Consider the following 18,363-nt stretch of genomic DNA (forward strand, 5'->3'; position numbering starts at 1 on the left):
GCCGCAAGAGACTGAGGTGAACAATGGCCGCACCAGCTGACCGCGAGAAGGCACTGGAAGCTGCGCTGGCGCAGATCGACAAGCAGTTCGGCAAGGGGTCGGTGATGCGCCTCGGCGACGACACCCGCGCCCCCATCGAAACGATCTCCACCAGTTCGATCGCTTTGGATGCTGCATTGGGCATCGGCGGCCTGCCGCGGGGACGTGTGGTCGAGATTTACGGTCCGGAATCTTCCGGTAAGACCACTGTGGCGCTGCACGCCGTCGCCAGCGCCCAGCGCAACGGCGGAATCGCCGCCTTCATCGACGCCGAGCACGCGCTGGACCCGGAATATGCCAAGAAGCTCGGGGTGGACACCGACGCCCTGCTGGTGTCGCAGCCGGATACCGGCGAGCAGGCACTGGAAATCATGGACATGTTGATCGGCTCCGGCTCCCTCGACATCATCGTGATCGACTCCGTCGCAGCCCTCGTGCCGCGTGCGGAAATCGAAGGCGAAATGGGCGACAGCCATGTTGGTCTCCAGGCCCGCCTGATGAGCCAGGCCCTGAGGAAGATCACCGGGCGGCTCAGCCAGTCGAAGACCACGGCCATTTTCATCAACCAGCTGCGCGAAAAGATCGGTGTGTTCTTCGGCAGCCCGGAGACCACCACCGGCGGTAAGGCGCTGAAGTTCTACGCCTCCGTCCGCATCGACGTACGCCGCATTGAGACCTTGAAAGATGGAGCCAACCCGGTGGGCAACCGGACCCGCGCCAAGATCGTCAAGAACAAGATGGCGCCACCGTTCAAGCAGGCAGAATTCGACATCCTGTATGGCCACGGTATCTCCCGCGAGGGCGGGCTGATCGACATGGGCGTGGAGCATTCACTCGTCAAAAAGTCGGGCGCCTGGTTTACCTATGACGGAGACCAGCTCGGCCAAGGCAAGGAAAACGCCCGCAAGTTCCTGATCGACAATCCTGATCTGGCAGATGAGTTGGAGCGCAAGATCCGGCAGAAGCTCGGCATCGATGCAGTCCCGGACAACGGGGAAGAAGGCGGGCCGAAGCTCAAGGCCGTCGACGGATTCTAAATGGCTTTCAGGCACGGAGGGGTAGCCGGGCCAACACCGGGCAGCCCGGCGGACGCTTCCCCGGAGGCGGATCCCTACGGTGTTGCACGCTCCATCGTGCTTGGGGCGCTGACACGGTCCCCGAAGAGCCGCGCCCAGCTGGCCGCAAAGCTGGCTGAGCGCGGCGTGCCGGACGACGTTGCCGAGGCGGTGCTCGAGCGCTTCGAGGAAGTCAAACTCATTGACGATGCCGAATTCGCCGAAATGTGGGTGCGTAGCCGCGCTCAAACCCGGGGGCTGGCCCGCGCAGCGCTCAAGCGCGAGCTAGCGGACAAGGGCATCGCCGGCGATATCGCGGAGCAGGCGCTGGACCAGCTCTCAGCGGAAGATGAGCATGATGCCGCGCGCGGTCTGGTCCGCCGCAAAATCCGTCCGGACTGGCACTTGGCGGAGCGCCCGGAAAGGGACAAGCATTTGCGGCGGCTGGTCTCCATGCTCGCCCGAAAGGGCTATTCTCCCTCCGTGGCCTACAGGGTGGCGGACGAGGAGCTCAAGGCCGCCGGCAGCCCGGAGTTCTGACCGGGTTGCCTGGCCTCCACCCGTCGTCGGGCCAGGGAAACCGTCCGACATCCCGGGGCGGAAGTTTGCATCGAAGATGGCCTGGCGGGCCGTCCGTTATGGTTTTGAGACTTTTCCCGATTCGACGGTACTATTGTGCGACTGTGAGTGCACCGCAGAATGAACGTCGTCAGAATACCCAGCAACGCCGGACCAGTCGCAGGCGGCGCCGCCTGAAAACCGCAGCAGTCCTGACCTTAGGCTCCGTCGCTATCGCCGGCGCAGCGGGCGCAGCGGGCGCCGTCCACAACGGTCAGAGCCCGTCCGAAGCTGTCGGATCCGTCACATCTCCGGTGCTGGGACTGATGGGTTGGGCTGAGCCGGCCGAAGGGCACCGGGCGCTAACGCGTGCTGCAGGCGCGCAGCAGGCGGCGGAGGCGCCCACGGACGCTGGCGCCGGGAAGAACACTGCCCGCGCGCAAGAGACGCGCCCTTCGCTGGCTCACCAGGAAGCTGCCGTGGGTTTGCCGGAGGAAACCGCTGCTGCGCAAGGCTCAGAAGAGGAAGCCCCCGCCCGGAAAGCAGCGGGGCAGCCAGGTGCCGCCGGACCGACACCAAAACCTTCAGCCGAGGATGCACCTGCGGCGGAGACAGCCGGGAAACAGCCTGCTGCGACAGATGCCGCCGAAAAGCAGCCGGCGGCGGACACCGCCCGCGAACAAGCTGATGCGGACAGCGCCGGGGAACAAAGTGCTGCCGGCGCGGCCGCTGAGACGCCGGCGGATGATGCGGACGGGACCAAAGCCTACGCCGAAGGCGAGCTTCCTGCCTTCGGCTGGGGAGCGGGAGAGTTGGGCTGCCTGGAAACACTGTGGAACAAGGAATTGGACTGGAGCGCCAGTGCTGACCATCCATCCAGCAGCGCACACGGTATCCGAACTCACATCGACCGGCGACTGGAGTACATAGACTCCCGGTACGGTTCGCCGTGCTCTGCGCTGGCCTTCCAGCTGAGGAACAACTGGTACTGATGTGGAGCCTCCGCTGATTGTCGCCGGTCCCGCCGCAGGCCGTACCCTTGTAAGGTGAGTTTGACTGCCCCTGCCCCGACCATCGAGCAGCAGCCCGAGGCCCGCACCTACCAGGTGCGCACGTTCGGCTGCCAGATGAACGTCCACGATTCCGAGCGGCTTGCCGGTCTCCTCGAAGCAGCCGGATTGGTCGCGTCCGATGGCGGCCAGGCCGACGTCGTCGTGTTCAACACCTGTGCGGTGCGTGAGAACGCAGACAACAAGCTGTACGGGAACCTGGGCCAGCTCGCGCCGGTGAAGGAACGGAATCCGGGCATGCAGATCGCCGTCGGCGGCTGCCTGGCGCAAAAGGACCGGGAGACGATCCTCAAGAAGGCGCCCTGGGTGGACGTGGTGTTTGGCACCCACAACGTGGGTTCGCTTCCGGCACTGCTGGAACGTGCCCGGCACAATAACGAAGCACAGCTGGAAATCCTGGAATCCCTCGATGTCTTTCCCTCGACGCTGCCCACCAAGCGCGACGCGGTGTACTCCGGCTGGGTTTCCATCTCCGTTGGCTGCAACAACACCTGCACGTTCTGCATTGTGCCATCGCTGCGCGGGAAGGAACGCGACCGCCGGCCGGGAGACATCCTGGCGGAGGTACAGGCCTTGGTGGACGACGGGGCCATTGAGGTCACCCTGCTGGGGCAGAACGTGAACTCCTACGGCGTGGAATTCGGTGACCGCGGGGCCTTCGCCAAACTGCTGCGTGCCTGCGGAAGCATCGACGGCTTGGAACGGGTCCGGTTCACCAGTCCACACCCCGCCGCATTCACCGACGACGTCATTGATGCCATGGCGGAAACACCCAACGCCATGCCCCAGCTGCACATGCCGCTCCAGTCCGGCTCCGACAAGATCCTCAGGGATATGCGCCGGTCCTACCGATCCAGGAAATTCCTGGGCATTTTGGACAAGGTCCGCGAGCGGATTCCGCATGCGGCCATTTCCACCGACATTATTGTCGGTTTCCCGGGGGAGACCGAGGAGGACTTCCAGGCCACCTTGGACGTGGTGGAACAGGCCCGGTTCGCCAGCGCCTTCACCTTCCAGTACTCCAAGCGGCCCGGAACGCCCGCCGCGGAGTTGCCGGACCAGCTGCCCAAGGCGGTGGTGCAGGAGCGCTATGAGCGGCTGACTGCCTTGCAGGACCGGATCGCCGCCGAAGAAAATGCCAAACAACTGGGGAACCGGGTCGAAGTCATGGTGACCGCGCAGCAGGGACGCAAAGCGGACGAGACCCACCGGCTCTCGGGGCGGGCCCGTGACCAGCGGTTGGTGCACTTCTCCGTCCCCAACGGCGCGCCCGCACCGCGCCCGGGGGACCTGGTCACGGTGACCGTTACCGAAGCAGCGCCCTTCCACCTGATTGCCGATCCGGCGTCTCAAGCGGACTACCAATTGCGCCGTTCCCGGGCCGGCGATGCCTGGGACCGCTCCCAAGCGGACTCCTGCGCGGTAACCCCCGCCCCGGGCGGCAAGCCTGCCCACGTGTCGTTGGGAATGCCGGCGCTGCCTGTCCGGTCCGCCTGAGCGCCATGCCGCTCGACCATCCCAGACAGCCGGACGGGCCTGCAGTCATCGCAGTCGTCGGCCCTACCGGATCCGGAAAGTCGGATCTCGCCGTCGCGCTGGCCCAGCGGCTTGACGGCGAAGTGATCAACGCCGATGCCATGCAGTTCTATCGGGGAATGGACATTGGCACGGCCAAAATGGACGTGCCCGAGCGGCAGGGTGTCGCTCACCACCTGCTGGACATTCTCGATGTGACGGAAGATGCGAGCGTCTCGGCGTACCAACGGCAGGCCAGGGAAGCGATCGAAGCCGTTCATGGCCGGGGACGGCGGGCCATCCTCACCGGGGGCTCCGGACTGTACATACGGGCTGCCCTCGACGCCATCGAGTTCCCCGGCACCGATCCCGCCCTGCGCCGCGGGCTGGAAGAAGAGCTGGCAGCTGTGGGCCTGGAAGTCATGCGGGAACGTCTGCGCCAGGTCGACCCGGTTTCTGCCGAACGGCTGGGGGACGCCCGCCGCATTGTCCGCGCGCTGGAAGTCCGGCAGCTGACGGGGCGCCCCTTTAGCTCGTACATGCCGGAGCGGCAGTATGTCCGCCCCACCGTGCAGATCGGCCTTCAAGTGGACCGGGAGCAGCTCAAGCACCGCCTCGCCAGTCGCGTGCATACGATGGTGGAACGCGGGCTGCTGGACGAGGTCGCCGAACTGGACCGGCGCGGTCTGCGCCAGGGTCGGACTGCCTCGCGTGCGCTCGGATATGCACAGTTCCTCAGGGTGCTCGACGGCGAATGGACCCTTGACGAGGCCGCCGGCGACACCGTCCTGGCCACCCGGAAGTTTGCCCGGCGGCAGCTGACATGGTTCCGGGCCGATCCCCGGATTCATTGGATCGACTGGCAGGATCCCCTGGTGGCCGACAAGGCAGCGGGACAGATCGCTAAGCTTGACGCGTGAACAATCCCATTCCTGACCACGTCTCCGCCCTGGCCGGGCTGCCCTTTGCCAAAGGCCACGGCACCGGCAATGACTTTGTGCTGATCGCTGATCCGGACGGGGTCAAGGACATCGGTGAAGAGGCTGTCGCCGGCCTGTGCCACCGCCATCTCGGAATCGGCGCAGACGGGCTCATCCGCGCGGTGCGTTCCGAGCACTTGCCCGAGGGCCGCGCCTTGCTGCAGACAGCGCCGGACGCCGAGTGGTTCATGGACTACCGCAACGCCGATGGATCAATCTCGGAGATGTGCGGCAATGGGGTCCGCGTCTTCGTGCATTTTCTGCTGGCAGAAGGACTGGCCACCCTCAGAGCAGGTGAATCGTTGACCATCGGTACCAGGGCGGGGACCAAGATCGTCCGCAGGTCCGCCAACGGCTATTCCGTGGACATGGGACCGTGGGAGTTCATCTATCCCGCCGAGGCCGAAGCCAGGGCGATGGACTCCACGGTCAGCGCCGGCGGCCTCCAGGTTCCGCGTCCTGCGCTGTCCTTGAGCCTGGGCAACCCGCACACCGTGGTGGCCCTGGCCGGACTCGAAGAACTGGCGGCCACCGAATTGTTCCAAGCACCGGCGGTGGACCCGGTGCCGGAGCACGGTACGAATGTGGAGTTTGTTGTGCCCGCCGAACCTCTCGTTGCCGACGGAGCCGGGCACATCAGCATGCGGGTGCACGAGCGCGGGGTGGGGGAGACCCAGTCCTGCGGCACTGGTGCCTGCGCCGCCGCGGCCGCCATACGTTACTGGGCGGGTGCCGGCGCACCTGACGACTGGCAGGTCGGGGTCCCCGGCGGAGTTGTCCGCGTCCGGTTCACCCCTGGCACGGACGGACGGGAACACGTGGAGCTAAGCGGCCCGGCGGTCTTGGTCTCGCGGGGCACGCTGACCGGACCGACCCGGGCTTAGCCAGCCGGGCTTAGCCGGCCAGCCCGCTGGACGCAGAGCCCACCTTGCCGGACCGCTTCCGGGCTCAGCCAGCCCGCCGGACGCAGAGCACCCGAAAGGCCTTCGCGGTGCTTGCGCGGCTGACCGCGAAATCCGCCGGGAGCTCGGCCGCGAGCCAGCGCTGCAGAGAGTCCGATCCGAGGTTTTTCTGGACCACCAGCCAAGCTGCGCCTCCGGGTGCGAGCCGGGGCAGCCACATTAACAACAGCTCGTGGAGCTCGCTTTTGCCGATCCTGATTGGAGGATTGGACCAGATGGTGTGGAACTGCATTGCCGGGTCGACGTCTTCCGGACGGCAGGCACGGACATTGGCCAGGCTTAAGGAGGCGGCGTTGTCATTGGTCAGGGCGATGCTGCGCTCGTTGACGTCGACGGCCAGCACGTTTGCGCGGGGGGACTTCAGACCCATGGTCAGCGCCAGCGGGCCCCAACCGCAGCCGATGTCCAGCAGATTGCCTTCGGGTGCCGGCGGTGGGACTTCGGCCAGCAACACCGACGTGCCTTTGTCGACGCCGTCGGGACTGAAGATGCCGCCTGCAGTCTCCAGTTGCCGGAGTTCGCCGTCCAGCTCAACTGAGAGGCGGCGGCGAACCTCTGGTTTGCCCGGTTGCGCGCTGAAGTAGTGCTCTGTTCCCATAATCGGCCAGATTAGTGCGCGCGCAGCAGAATGGGTATCAAGGCCCACCTAAGCAACATCGGGCTCTGGTACGGTGTAAGGCATGAAGAAGTAGTGATTGTGCCGCACAATGCTGTCCCGTTCGACTGGGGCAGCGCGCCGATGGTTGAGGCTTGCCCTCCCCGGCCGCCGGGCAATCGCCGTTCCCCGTGATTCTCCACGCACATCTGGCGATACACCGCACAGCCGTCTGAGAACCGGCAGTTGTCGTTCCCCGGCACCCGGTTGCATCCGGGCCTATCAGCAGGCGCCAACAGCACGCATTTCCTGCCCGGCACAACCGGGCCCATGCCAGGAGGACTTTTGGCCAAACATCCACAAACTGCATCTTCGGGCTCTGGCGGCCGCACCCCGGAGGACTACGATAGAACCACGGACATTTTGAAGGAGAGCATGACCACCAACAACCCCCAGCCGACACCGGAACCCGAGATGACGCCGGACGAGATCCAGGCAGTCATCGACCGTATTCTGGCCCGCGACACTGCAGCACGCAGCAAGCCGGGCGTCGGCGGCCGAGCGCAGGCCCTCTCCGAACTAGATGCCGAGCATTCCGAATTCGATGGTGACCAGCAGGATCTGGCCGAACGCCGTGCCCTGCGGCGGGTAGCGGGCCTTTCCACTGAGCTTGAAGATGTCACCGAGGTCGAATACCGGCAGTTGCGCCTGGAGCGCGTGGTACTGGCCGGGCTTTGGACCGAAGGAACGGCCGACGACGCGGACAACTCCTTGCGGGAGCTGGCGGCGCTGGCCGAGACCGCCGGCTCCGAAGTGCTGGACGGCATCGTGCAGCGCAGGTTGAAACCGGATCCGGGGACTTTCCTGGGTTCCGGAAAAGCCCAGGAACTGCGCGACATCGTGATGTCCACCGGGGCGGATACCGTTATTGTCGACGGCGAGTTGTCACCGTCGCAGCGCCGCGGCCTCGAAGACATCGTCAAGGTCAAGGTGATCGACCGAACGGCGCTCATCCTGGATATTTTCGCGCAGCATGCCAAGAGCCGCGAGGGCAAGGCCCAAGTGGAGCTGGCACAGCTTGAATATTTGCTGCCCAGGCTTCGCGGCTGGGGCGAGTCCATGTCCCGACAGGCCGGCGGCCGGGTCGGGGCTGCCGGCGGCGGCATCGGGTCACGGGGGCCTGGTGAGACGAAGATCGAACTTGACCGCCGACGTATCCGTACGCGGATGGCGAAGCTGCGCCGCGAGATTGCGGCCATGAAGCCTGCGCGCGACACCAAGCGTGCCAACCGCCGCCGTAACGCGGTGCCCTCGGTGGCCATTGCAGGTTACACCAACGCCGGAAAATCATCACTGCTCAATCGTCTGACCGATGCCGGTGTACTGGTGGAGAATGCGCTGTTCGCCACTTTGGACCCCACGGTGCGTCGGGCGGAAACCCCGGAAGGTATCGGCTACACGCTCGCCGATACCGTTGGTTTCGTCCGCTCCCTGCCGACGCAACTGGTCGAAGCGTTTCGCTCCACGCTGGAAGAAGTTGCCGACGCCGACGTCATCCTGCATGTCGTCGATGTCTCGCATCCCGACCCGGAGGGCCAGATCGCCGCCGTGCGCGAAGTGCTGACCGAGGTGGAGGCGCGGCACATTCCGGAAATCGTGGTGCTGAACAAGGCAGATGTCGCCGATCCATTTGTGGTTGAGAGGCTCCGCCAGCGTGAACCGCTGCATGTGGTGGTATCCGCACGCACCGGGCAGGGAATTGACGAGCTGCTGCGGCTGGTGAGCGAGACCATCCCGCGGCCCAGCGTGAAGCTTCAGCTGCTGGTTCCCTACGAACGCGGCGAAGTGATCAGCCGGCTGCACAGCGAGGATGCCGAGATCCTGGCCATGGAGCACGGAGAAGACGGAACACGGCTCGACGTGTTGGTGCGTGAGGGTCTGGCCGTGGAACTGGAGCAGTTCGTCAGGCATGACTGATCTTCACGGTCCGGCCGGTGAGGCCTTGCGGCTGCTCGACGTCGCGGTTCAGGGCATGGGCGGGCAGCACCGCGCCGGCCAGCATGAGATGACTGCGAAAGTGGCGGAGGCCTTCGAGCGCCGTCAGCACTTGCTGGTGCAGGCGGGTACAGGCACCGGTAAGTCACTGGCCTATCTGGTGCCGCTCATGGTCCAGGCGCTGCAGGGTGAGAAGCCGGCCATCGTCTCGACAGCGACCTTGGCGCTGCAGTCCCAAATCGTTAAAAGGGATCTCCCGCGGCTCCTGGACGCCGTCGCGGAGGAGCTTCCCCGGCCGTTGGATGTGGCCTTGCTCAAGGGCCGGAACAACTATGCCTGCCTGCACAAACTGGCCGGCGGATTTCCGGACGATGACGCGCCCGCCCCTCTGTTCAGCCTCGGCGAGGACGCTGTTCCGCACCCGGCTCCGGCCGACCCCGCGGCGTCATCGGGCGCGGCAGGTCCACTGGGCAAGGAGGTCGTCCGGCTGCGCGAGTGGGCCCAAGAGACCGAAACCGGCGACCGGGATGAACTGATCCCCGGAGTCAGCGACCGGGCCTGGCGCCAGGTTTCGGTCGGGTCGATGGAATGCCTCGGCGCCCAAAAGTGTCCCATGGCCGCGGAGTGCTTCAGCGAACTGGCACGCGGGCACGCGGCACAGGCGGATATCGTCATCACCAACCACGCAATGCTGGCTATCAACGCGTTCGAGGGCGTCGCTGTGCTCCCCGACTACGACGTGGTGGTCATTGACGAGGCGCATGAACTGCAGGACCGGGTGACCAGCGCTGTGGCAGGACAGCTGTCCGCAGCCATGGTCCGCACGGCCGCCTCGACTGCGCGCAAGCACACGGGGATCAGCGTAGAGCCCTTGAACTCGGCCGCCAATGCACTGGAGGACGTCCTGCAGTCAGTGCCGACCGGGCTGTTGGCGTCCGGACTGCGCGAAGAGCATGAGTTGGTTCTGGCTCAACTGCGGGAGGCGGCCCGCACGGCGCTCTCCGATTCCAAGCCTGAAGGTTCCGGGGCGGCGGACGGCGGGCGGCAGATGGCGCGGTCCAGGCTTGCTGCAATTCTGGAGTTGGCTGAGCGACTGTTGTCGGCGGGCGATTCCCGGGAAGTCGTGTGGGCCACCCGGCCCGGTTCGTACGGCGAGACCGGCGACTACACTGCCAGTGACGACCAGCCGGCAACACTGAACGTTGCACCGCTGTCCGTAGCGTCCAGGCTGCGCGAGGGGCTTTTCGACGAACATACCGTCGTGCTCACGTCGGCCACATTGTCGGTCGGGGGGACCTTTGACGCGGTCGCCGGCTCACTCGGCTTGCTGGGCGCGGGCGCACCGGCTTATTCCAGCGCCGATGTGGGCAGCCCCTTTGATTACCCCCGGCAGGGCGTGCTCTATGTGGCGTCGCATCTGCCCAAGCCTGGCCGGGGCACCAGCGTCGAGCAGCTCGATGAACTTGAGGAGCTTCTGCTGGCCTCGCGCGGGGGGGCCCTCGGGTTGTTCTCCTCGCGACGCGCTGCGGAAGAAGCCGCGGCGGAAATGCGCCGGCGCAGCGATCTCACCATCCTCTGCCAGGGCGAGTCATCGATGGCGGCTTTGGTGCGCCAGTTCGCTGATGAACCGGATACCTGCCTGTTCGGCACCATGACACTCTGGCAGGGCGTCGACGTGCCAGGCGAAGCGTGCCGGCTGGTGGTTATCGACCGGATTCCTTTCCCCCGTCCGGACGACCCGCTGACGACCGCCCGGACACGGTCGGTAGCCCAAGCCGGCGGGAACGGCTTTATGACGGTGTCGGCGACCCATGCGGCGGTGCGGCTGGCGCAAGGTGCAGGCCGGTTGATCCGGGCAGCCAATGACAGGGGAGTGGTGGCCGTGCTGGACTCGCGCTTGGCCACCGCCCGCTATGGAGGATTCCTGCGCAGCGCTTTACCGCCATTCTGGAGCACGCAGGACGGCGCCACCGCGCGTCAGATTCTGAAACGGCTGGCGGCCACCGCCTGATCAGGATTGCCACGGCCGGGGACCGGACCCAAGGACCGGTTCCCTGCCTCCGGGCAGAGCGTGATGCGGGTCAGAGGGCCCGCATCACCGAAACAACCCTGCCCATGATGGTTGCGTGGTCGCCCAAAATCGGCTCGTACTGCGTGTTCTGCGGCAGCAGCCACGTGTGCCCGTCGCGCTGGCGAAAGGTCTTGACCGTCGCTTCGTCATCGAGCAGCGCCGCGACAATGTCACCGTTCTCCGCCGTGTGCTGCTGGCGCACCACTACCCAGTCGCCGTCACAAATGGCGGCGTCGATCATCGAGTCGCCGGAAACTTTGAGCATGAACAGTTCGCCGTGCCCCACCAGCTGTCGGGGAAGCGGCATCACATCTTCGACCGCCTGATCCGCCAGGATGGGCCCGCCTGCAGCAATCCGCCCCACGAGCGGCACCATTGCCGTATCGGAGGAGGTGGTCAGTTCAGATACGGCAACACCGCTGGAGCTGCGCAACTGCTGCGGTTCATCGACGCCGACGATCTCCACGCCACCGTGCTCGAGGGTCAGCGGTGTCAGGATTTCCATGGCGCGTGGACGCTTTGGATCGCGCCGGATGTAGCCCATCTTCTCCAGCTGGGCCAGCTGGTGGGTGACGCTGGACAGGCTGGCCAGCCCAACCGTGTCGCCAATTTCCCGCATCGAGGGCGGGTAGCCGTTGGACATGACGGAACGCTGGATGGTTTCCAGAATCTTTTTCTGCCGCGGAGTCAGGCTGCGCCCCACTTTGACAGGCCGGCCGCGTCGCCTCGCTCCGGCAGTGGTCGTGCTCTCTTCGGACATATCCGGCCCCGGTCTTCCCATGATGGTCCGTGTACTGACCCGCTGCTGCTGGGCCAGTGACGGATGTGCTGTCTCAGCTGTTCTGTCAGTGGCAGCTGATGCACTGCAACTACAGCCGCCAACGCTCATAACGCTATGCGAGGCGGGTAGCAATTTCAAACATTTGTTCGATCGAGTCTCGACAATCTTCGATCACCAGTGCTAAAACTGTAGAAGACGTATTCGAAGATACGTTCGAATACGTCGCCAGGCGATCGAAACCAGTCGAAACAGATCGAAAATCGGAAAGGTGGCACCATGTCCGCCCAGCTAGCAGTGCAGTCCGCCGGAATCGACACCAACGCCCGTCTCCGGCTCACCCGCCGAGGACGTTTGCTGTTGATCGGTTTGCCGCTGATGCTCGCCGCGGCCGCCGCATTGACCTTGATTGGTTTCTTCACGGCACCGGCAATGGCCGCCGGGGGCCTGGGGCCGGGACCAGCCGTAACCGTCACCGTGGGAAGCGGCCAAACACTGTGGGATGTAGCCGTCCAGTCGGCGCCCGAACGCAACCCCCACGACGTGATCTTCGAGATCACGCAACTGAACGGCCTCAACGGAGACATTGTTCATGCCGGGCAGCAGCTACTGGTGCCGTCCACGCGTTGAGGCAACCGTAATATGAGCTGCTTTGGCCCGCCCGATTCCTGCCCCGGGCGGGCCGAAGCTTAAACTGGCGTGGTGAGTGAGCAGCTAGAACGCCTGAACCGCCTGCCGTTGCGGGAGAATCTCCGCGGCTTGGAGCCATACGGTGCTCCCCAGTTGGAGGTCCCGGTCCTCCTCAACGTCAACGAAAACACCCACGGGCTGCCTGACGTTGTACACCAAGCCATCGTCTCGGCCGTGAGTGCCGCGGCCATGGGTCTCAACCGGTATCCGGACCGCGAGTTTTCCGAACTGCGCGGCGCGCTGGCCCGCTATTTGGGGCACGGACTCACGGCGGAAAACATCTGGGCTGCCAACGGTTCCAACGAAGTGCTCCAGCAAATCCTCCAGGCTTTCGGCGGCCCAGGCCGGCGCCTGCTGAGCTTCCCGCCGACTTATTCCATGTACCCGCTGCTGGCCAGTGGAACAGACACCGAGTACGTGGCCGTCCCGCGTGGTGCAGACTTCACCCTTTCCCCGGAAGCCGCTGCCGCAGCTGTTGTTGACTCCGGTGCGAACATCGTCGTTCTTTGCTCCCCAAACAACCCGACCGGCACCGCTCTGGGCCTTGATGTTGTGCAAGCCGTTTACGAAGCCGGGGCGGCATCCGATGCCATCGTGATTGTGGACGAGGCCTACGCTGAATTCGCACACGACGGGACGCCGAGTGCGCTCACACTGTTGCCGGGACGGGAGCGGCTGATCGTGTCCCGCACCATGAGCAAGGCGTTCGCCCTGGCCGGAGCGAGAGTGGGATATCTGGCCGCTGCCCCCCAGATTGCGGACGCACTGCGGCTGGTCCGCTTGCCCTATCATCTGTCCGCCGTCACGCAGGCCACCGCGCTGGCTGCCTTGGAACATGCCGATGCGCTGCTGGCCAATGTTGAGGACATCAAGTCGCAGCGTGACCGCATTATCCAGGAGCTGGCTGAACTTGGCCTGACGCCGGCCCCGTCCGATTCAAACTTCGTGTTTTTCGGAGGACTTGCTGACCCGCACGCCGTGTGGCGTGGGCTTCTGGAAGCCGGAGTCCTGATCCGCGACGTCGGAATTCCCGGCCATTTGCGCGTTACCGCCGGCACTGAGGCCGAGACCACAGCCTTCCTCGAAGGCATCAAGGCGCTCATCCCCAGCCCGGTCTCCTAAACTAGTAAGAGTGCACCGGCTACGGCCGGTCAACCATTTCGTCAAAGGACCCCCCATGACCGTGGATACCACCACCGGACGTACCGCACGCCTCGAACGCACCACCAGCGAGTCGTCCGTGCTGGTTGAACTGGATCTTGACGGCACCGGCCGTTCCGAGATCAGCACCACCGTGCCGTTTTATGACCACATGCTCACCGCCCTGTCCAAGCACTCGCTGATCGACCTGACGGTGAAGGCCACCGGCGACACGCATATCGACGCCCACCACACCGTGGAAGACGTTGCCATCACGATCGGCGAGGTCCTGAAGCAGGCGCTGGGGACCAAGGCCGGGATCCGCCGTTTCGGCGAGGCCACAGTGCCGCTGGATGAGGCTCTGGCCCATGCCGTCGTCGATATCTCCGGCCGGCCCTACCTGGTGCACAGCGGGGAACCCGCAGGCCAGGAGTACCACCTGATCGGCGGGCACTTCACCGGATCGCTGACCCGCCACGTCTTCGAAGCCATCACGCTGCACGCCCAGATCTGCCTGCACATGCGCGTTCTCGGCGGTCGGGACCCGCACCATATCGTGGAGGCCCAGTTCAAGGCTTTCGCCCGGGCGCTGCGGGCCGCTGTGGAAACCGATCCCCGGGTCGAGGGCATTCCCTCGACGAAGGGCGCCTTGTGACAGCTGCACCCAAAGTCACCGTTCTGGACTACGGCTCGGGCAACGTGCGCTCGGCCGTCAGGGCACTGGAACACGTCGGCGCCGACGTCACGCTGAGCCACGCCTCCGCGGACGTCCTCGACGCTGACGGGCTCGTGGTCCCCGGCGTCGGCGCCTTCGCCACCGTCATGCAAGGGCTGAAGTCCGTTGACGCGCTGCGCTGGATCGGCCGCCGGGTGGCTGGCGGCCGGCCGGTGCTGGGCATCTGCGTGGGCCTGCAGGTCATGTTCGACGAAGGCGTGGAACATGGGGTGCGCACCCAGGGGATCGGGGAGTGGCCGGGAACGGTGGAAGCCCTGCCTGCGGAAGTCGTCCCGCACATGGGCTGGAACACTGTCGACGCAGCCAAGGGCAGCCGGCTGTTTGCCGGCATTGAAGACGAGCGGTTTTACTTTGTACATTCCTACGGCGTGCAGCACTGGGACTTCGATGTCACCCAGCCTGCCATGACCCCGCCGCAGGTGACGTGGTCCACGCACGGAGCCCCCTTCATAGCCGCCGTTGAAAACGGCCCGCTCAGCGCTACCCAGTTCCACCCGGAGAAGTCCGGGGACGCCGGTGCGGAGCTGCTGCGCAACTGGCTGAAGACCTTGCGATAGCCGTGACCAGCATCCTCCTGATGGCCCTGGCCGGGTTGCTCGCCGGCGGTGCCATCTCGTTCCGGCAGCAGCGGCTGCCCAAGTGGTTGGTTATCGTCTTCTGGATCCTGGCCGGCATGTCGCTGCTGGCGGCGTACCTGCTCACTCTCGGCCCGTAACCACAACCATCCCGCGCAGCTGAAAGCGCAGAAAGCGGAAGCACCATGAACAACCACACATCCATCCTCGAACTCCTGCCCGCAGTCGACGTTGCCGACGGCCAGGCCGTCCGGCTGGTCCAGGGCGAAGCCGGCAGCGAGACCGGTTACGGGGATCCGCTGGAAGCTGCCCTGGCATGGCAGAACGACGGCGCGGAGTGGGTGCATTTGGTGGATCTCGATGCGGCGTTCGGCCGGGGCAACAACACCGAAGTGCTCCGCCGGGTTTCCGACGAATTGACGATCAAGGTGGAACTGTCCGGCGGCATCCGCGACGATGCCTCCCTGGAACGTGCGCTTGAGTTTGGGGCCGCACGTGTCAATCTGGGCACGGCTGCCCTGGAAAACCCGGAATGGACCGCACGCGCCATCGCCCGTCACGGTGACGCCATCGCGGTTGGTCTTGACGTGCGGGGCACCACGCTGGCCGCCCGGGGCTGGACGCAGGAAGGCGGTGACCTGTGGGAGGTGCTGGCCCGCCTCGAAGACGCCGGTTGCGCCAGGTACGTGGTCACCGACGTGACCAAAGACGGAACACTGCGCGGCCCGAACGTGGAGCTGCTTCAGGAGATGTGCGAGCGGACGGACAAGCCCGTTGTCGCCTCCGGCGGGATCTCCAGCCTGGATGACCTGCGGGCACTGCGGGAACTTGTTCCGGCCGGAGTCGAAGGCGCGATCGTAGGCAAGGCCCTCTACGCGGGCAAGTTCACCCTGCCCGAAGCTCTCGACGTGGCCGGACGGCGCTGAGCAGCCACATGGGCAAGAAGGAGCTGCCCGCCCATATCGCCGCGGCACTGGCAGCAGCCGGCGGCGCCGGAGACTCGGCGGGGCAGAGCTGGGCCGGACGCGACCTGAGCGGCGACGGAAATCCGTTGCACCAGTTCGATCAAGACGACGGCAGCACCGATCCCGCCTACGAAGCGGCACTTCAATGGCTTGCCGCCGGCACCGGCGGCGAAGCGGAAGTGGTCGCTGCCTTGGCGAACGCACGCCTTTTCGTCCCCATCGTGGCCACGCTTGGAGAAGAGGCAGAGGGCAGCGGCGGCCTGACCGCGGATAAACAGGCGGACATGGCTCTGGTCACCCTGCAGGCGCCGGACGGACGCCGTGCTCTGCCGGCCTTCACCAGTACTGCCGCACTGGAAGCATGGCATCCGGACGCGCGACCTGTTGCCGTCTACGCGCCGCGCGCGGCTCTGGCGGCCGTCTCCGAGGAGGCCGAACTGATGGTCGTGGATCCGGGGGCCGACCTGACCTTCGTGGTCCGCCGACCCGCCCTGTGGGCATTGGCCAAACAGCAGGAATGGGTACCCTCCTATCGGGATCCCGCCCTGCTGGAATGGGTGGCCGAAGCGACCAGCAGCGAGGACGCGGTCATCGCCGCCTCCGTGGAGCCCGGGGCCGGCATCGCGGCGCGGGCTGGCGATGGTTCGGTAGTGGCCGGCGGCGGCCATGGCCCAGAGCTTCGCCTGGTCCTTCAGATTCGGGACGGGCTGGGACGCGAGGAGCTGGGTGCCCTGGCCGGACGAATCCAGCAACGGCTTCAAGCCCGTCAGGAGTTCGCCGAGCACGTGGACTCGCTGGAACTGAAGTTCACCCGCTAACCACAGGCATCGACCCCCACCCGAAACATTAAAAAGTACGACGCCGGTGTCTGGCACCGGCGTCGTACTTGTCAGTTTGGCTAGGTGATGCCGGTCAGTTGACCGGACCGGTGAACTTCTCGCCCGGGCCCTTGCCCGGTTCATCCTGGATCACGGAAGCTTCACGGAAGGCCAGTTGCAGGGAGCGGAGGCCGTCGCGCAGCGGTCCGGCGTGCTGGCTGCCGATCTCCGGCGCCGCGGCGGTGACGAATCCGGCCAGAGCGGTGATGAGCTTGCGCGCTTCGTCCAGATCCTTGAGCTCTTCGGCGTCCTCGCCGGCAGCCAAACCGCACTTGACGGCGGCGGCGCTCATCAGATGGACCGCCGCCGTGGTGATGACTTCCACGGCGGGGACTTCGGCAATATCGCGCATTTGGCCCAGGACTTCCTGTTCCTGGCTGGAGGCAGCGACGGCCTCGGTCGCGAAGCTGTGGCGGTGACCGTCGGTCTGCGGATTGTTATCTGAGCTGCTCATACTGGTAAGCTTGTCACAGACCAATTGGATCCCGTTACTTATGTGCCTGAAAGCACGTGGGAAAGCAGGAGCCAATCTGCAAGCGGAGACCTCTCCCACCCGTCGGTATGGCTAGCCAGAGCTGCCGGGTCCAGGTCGGCAGGCTGAGCCGAAAACCCTCGAATGAGGGCGCCCGGTCCCGGTCAGCGGAACTTGTGCAGTTTCGCGTGCCGCCACTTATGAGGCCTTCGATTGCGCTTGCAATGGGAGGCCTTCTTCCATTTCAAGCGGCAGCCGGATTTCAGCGACAGGAGCCACACATTAGCGAGCCAAGAATCAACGATCGTATCCGCGTTCCCGAGGTGCGGTTAGTCGGACCCAACGGCGAACAGGTAGGCATCGTCCGTATTGAGGATGCCCTGCGCCTGGCCACGGAATCGGATCTTGACCTGGTTGAGGTCGCACCGCAGGCCAAGCCTCCGGTGTGCAAGCTTATGGATTTTGGCAAGTACAAGTATGAGGCTGCGGTCAAGGCCCGCGAGGCGCGCAAGAATCAGACGAACACTGTGCTCAAAGAGATCCGGTTCCGCCTGAAGATCGACAAGCACGACTACGAGACCAAGCGCGGCCACGCCCTGCGGTTCCTCGCAGCCGGCGACAAGGTCAAGGCCATGATCCAGTTCCGCGGCCGCGAACAGCAGCGCCCGGAAATGGGCATCCGCCTTCTGCAAAAGTTCGCCGAGGACGTCGCCGAAGTCGGCGTCATCGAATCGACCCCGCGCATTGACGGCCGCAACATGGTCATGGTGATCGGCCCGACCAAGAACAAGGCCGAAGCCAAGGCAGAAGCCAGGCGGGCCGCCCAGAAGGCCGACGCGAAGGCGACGAACGAAGCCAAGAAGCAGAAGGTGGACACCTCGTCCGATCAGGATCCTCTGACCCAGAGTCTGGGCGACCTGATGCCGGAAGGCCTGGCCGCACTGGCAAACCAGCCGGAGGAAACGGCCGAAGCGCCGGCTGTGGCTGAGCTGGCCGAGCCGGATGAGCAGGCCGAGCCGACGGTAGGGGCCGACATCGAGCCCGCGGAACAGCCTGCGGTCGAAGCTGAGGCAGAGACGGAAGCTGAGGTTAAGCCGGCCGTCGAGGCCAAGCCCGCAGCTGAGGTCAAGCCGGTCGCCGAGGCCAAGCCCGCAGCTGAGGTCAAGCCGGTCGCCGAGGCCAAGCCCGCAGCTGAGGTCAAGCCGGCCGCTGAGGTGAAGCCGGCCGCCGAGGCGAAGCCGGCCGCTCCGGCGAAGCCGGCTGCCGAGGCCAAGCCGGCCGCTCCGGCG

19 protein-coding genes are annotated in these 18,363 nt (G+C 65.5%); 16 read left to right on the plus strand and 3 right to left on the minus strand.

Annotation, left to right across the window (positions count from 1 at the left end; genetic code table 11):
- Positions 1 to 23: 23 nt before the first annotated feature.
- From recA to dapF, 6 genes are all read left to right on the plus strand, one after another.
- Complete coding sequence (recA, locus tag AC5RWT_RS25105) at positions 24 to 1,076, plus strand: recombinase RecA (protein ID WP_493939759.1); 1,053 nt, start codon at positions 24 to 26, stop codon at positions 1,074 to 1,076.
- Positions 1,077 to 1,634: a regulatory protein RecX gene (locus AC5RWT_RS25110; RefSeq protein WP_494082562.1), complete on the plus strand. Its 558-nt coding sequence runs from the start codon at positions 1,077 to 1,079 to the stop codon at positions 1,632 to 1,634.
- A 143-nt stretch (positions 1,635 to 1,777) separates the two neighbouring features.
- On the plus strand, positions 1,778 to 2,644 hold the full coding sequence (locus tag AC5RWT_RS25115; protein WP_494082563.1) for a hypothetical protein: 867 nt from the start codon (positions 1,778 to 1,780) through the stop codon (positions 2,642 to 2,644).
- Positions 2,645 to 2,698: 54 nt separating this feature from the next.
- A complete protein-coding gene (miaB, locus tag AC5RWT_RS25120; RefSeq protein ID WP_494082564.1) occupies positions 2,699 to 4,219 on the plus strand; it encodes a tRNA (N6-isopentenyl adenosine(37)-C2)-methylthiotransferase MiaB in 1,521 nt (506 codons plus the stop codon).
- Positions 4,220 to 4,224: 5 nt separating this feature from the next.
- Positions 4,225 to 5,157: a tRNA (adenosine(37)-N6)-dimethylallyltransferase MiaA gene (gene miaA / locus AC5RWT_RS25125; RefSeq protein ID WP_494082565.1), complete on the plus strand. Its 933-nt coding sequence runs from the start codon at positions 4,225 to 4,227 to the stop codon at positions 5,155 to 5,157.
- Complete coding sequence (gene dapF / locus AC5RWT_RS25130; protein ID WP_494082566.1) at positions 5,154 to 6,101, plus strand: diaminopimelate epimerase; 948 nt, start codon at positions 5,154 to 5,156, stop codon at positions 6,099 to 6,101. Before miaA ends, dapF begins: the two co-directional genes overlap by 4 nt.
- Positions 6,102 to 6,165: 64 nt before the next feature.
- Here the strand turns inward: dapF and AC5RWT_RS25135 are convergent, their stop codons facing one another.
- Positions 6,166 to 6,777, minus strand: coding sequence for a class I SAM-dependent methyltransferase (locus AC5RWT_RS25135; protein WP_494082567.1), 612 nt, complete (start codon positions 6,775 to 6,777; stop codon positions 6,166 to 6,168).
- Positions 6,778 to 7,209: 432 nt separating this feature from the next.
- Here AC5RWT_RS25135 and hflX point away from each other — a divergent pair, with 432 nt between their 5' ends.
- Both hflX and AC5RWT_RS25145 read left to right on the plus strand, forming a co-directional pair.
- Positions 7,210 to 8,751: a GTPase HflX gene (gene hflX, locus AC5RWT_RS25140; protein WP_494082568.1), complete on the plus strand. Its 1,542-nt coding sequence runs from the start codon at positions 7,210 to 7,212 to the stop codon at positions 8,749 to 8,751.
- The gene (locus AC5RWT_RS25145) at positions 8,744 to 10,780 is read left to right on the plus strand and encodes an ATP-dependent DNA helicase (protein WP_494082569.1); all 2,037 of its coding nucleotides are present in this window, start codon (positions 8,744 to 8,746) and stop codon (positions 10,778 to 10,780) included. The genes hflX and AC5RWT_RS25145 overlap by 8 nt, the downstream gene beginning before the upstream one ends.
- 70 nt (positions 10,781 to 10,850) lie before the next feature.
- Here AC5RWT_RS25145 and lexA read toward each other — a convergent pair whose 3' ends face one another.
- The gene (gene lexA, locus AC5RWT_RS25150) at positions 10,851 to 11,600 is read right to left on the minus strand and encodes a transcriptional repressor LexA (RefSeq protein WP_493968071.1); all 750 of its coding nucleotides are present in this window, start codon (positions 11,598 to 11,600) and stop codon (positions 10,851 to 10,853) included.
- Positions 11,601 to 11,897: 297 nt separating this feature from the next.
- Between lexA and AC5RWT_RS25155 the strand changes: the two genes are divergently transcribed.
- The 7 genes from AC5RWT_RS25155 (at position 11,898) to AC5RWT_RS25185 (ending at position 16,542) form a co-directional block, all read left to right on the plus strand.
- Complete coding sequence (locus AC5RWT_RS25155) at positions 11,898 to 12,248, plus strand: LysM peptidoglycan-binding domain-containing protein (RefSeq protein ID WP_494082570.1); 351 nt, start codon at positions 11,898 to 11,900, stop codon at positions 12,246 to 12,248.
- A 72-nt stretch (positions 12,249 to 12,320) separates the two neighbouring features.
- Complete coding sequence (locus AC5RWT_RS25160; protein WP_494082571.1) at positions 12,321 to 13,430, plus strand: histidinol-phosphate transaminase; 1,110 nt, start codon at positions 12,321 to 12,323, stop codon at positions 13,428 to 13,430.
- 55 nt (positions 13,431 to 13,485) lie between these two features.
- Positions 13,486 to 14,103 (plus strand): imidazoleglycerol-phosphate dehydratase HisB, encoded by a 618-nt coding sequence (gene hisB, locus AC5RWT_RS25165; protein WP_493968068.1) that lies wholly within the window; start codon positions 13,486 to 13,488, stop codon positions 14,101 to 14,103.
- Positions 14,100 to 14,741, plus strand: coding sequence for an imidazole glycerol phosphate synthase subunit HisH (gene hisH, locus AC5RWT_RS25170; RefSeq protein ID WP_494082572.1), 642 nt, complete (start codon positions 14,100 to 14,102; stop codon positions 14,739 to 14,741). The genes hisB and hisH overlap by 4 nt, the downstream gene beginning before the upstream one ends.
- A 2-nt stretch (positions 14,742 to 14,743) precedes the next feature.
- On the plus strand, positions 14,744 to 14,899 hold the full coding sequence (locus AC5RWT_RS25175; protein WP_493968066.1) for a hypothetical protein: 156 nt from the start codon (positions 14,744 to 14,746) through the stop codon (positions 14,897 to 14,899).
- Positions 14,900 to 14,944: 45 nt separating this feature from the next.
- The gene (priA, locus tag AC5RWT_RS25180) at positions 14,945 to 15,685 is read left to right on the plus strand and encodes a bifunctional 1-(5-phosphoribosyl)-5-((5-phosphoribosylamino)methylideneamino)imidazole-4-carboxamide isomerase/phosphoribosylanthranilate isomerase PriA (protein WP_494082573.1); all 741 of its coding nucleotides are present in this window, start codon (positions 14,945 to 14,947) and stop codon (positions 15,683 to 15,685) included.
- 8 nt (positions 15,686 to 15,693) lie between these two features.
- A complete protein-coding gene (locus tag AC5RWT_RS25185; protein WP_494082574.1) occupies positions 15,694 to 16,542 on the plus strand; it encodes an SseB family protein in 849 nt (282 codons plus the stop codon).
- A gap of 94 nt (positions 16,543 to 16,636) precedes the next feature.
- On the opposite strand, the gene AC5RWT_RS25190 is transcribed toward AC5RWT_RS25185, so the two are convergent.
- Positions 16,637 to 17,056: a DUF1844 domain-containing protein gene (locus AC5RWT_RS25190; RefSeq protein WP_494082575.1), complete on the minus strand. Its 420-nt coding sequence runs from the start codon at positions 17,054 to 17,056 to the stop codon at positions 16,637 to 16,639.
- A gap of 341 nt (positions 17,057 to 17,397) precedes the next feature.
- Between AC5RWT_RS25190 and infC the strand changes: the two genes are divergently transcribed.
- Positions 17,398 to 18,363: translation initiation factor IF-3 (gene infC / locus AC5RWT_RS25195; RefSeq protein WP_494082576.1), on the plus strand; the 966-nt coding region annotated here is incomplete at its 3' end.

The organism is Arthrobacter sp. Dra40 (assembly GCF_059091905.1).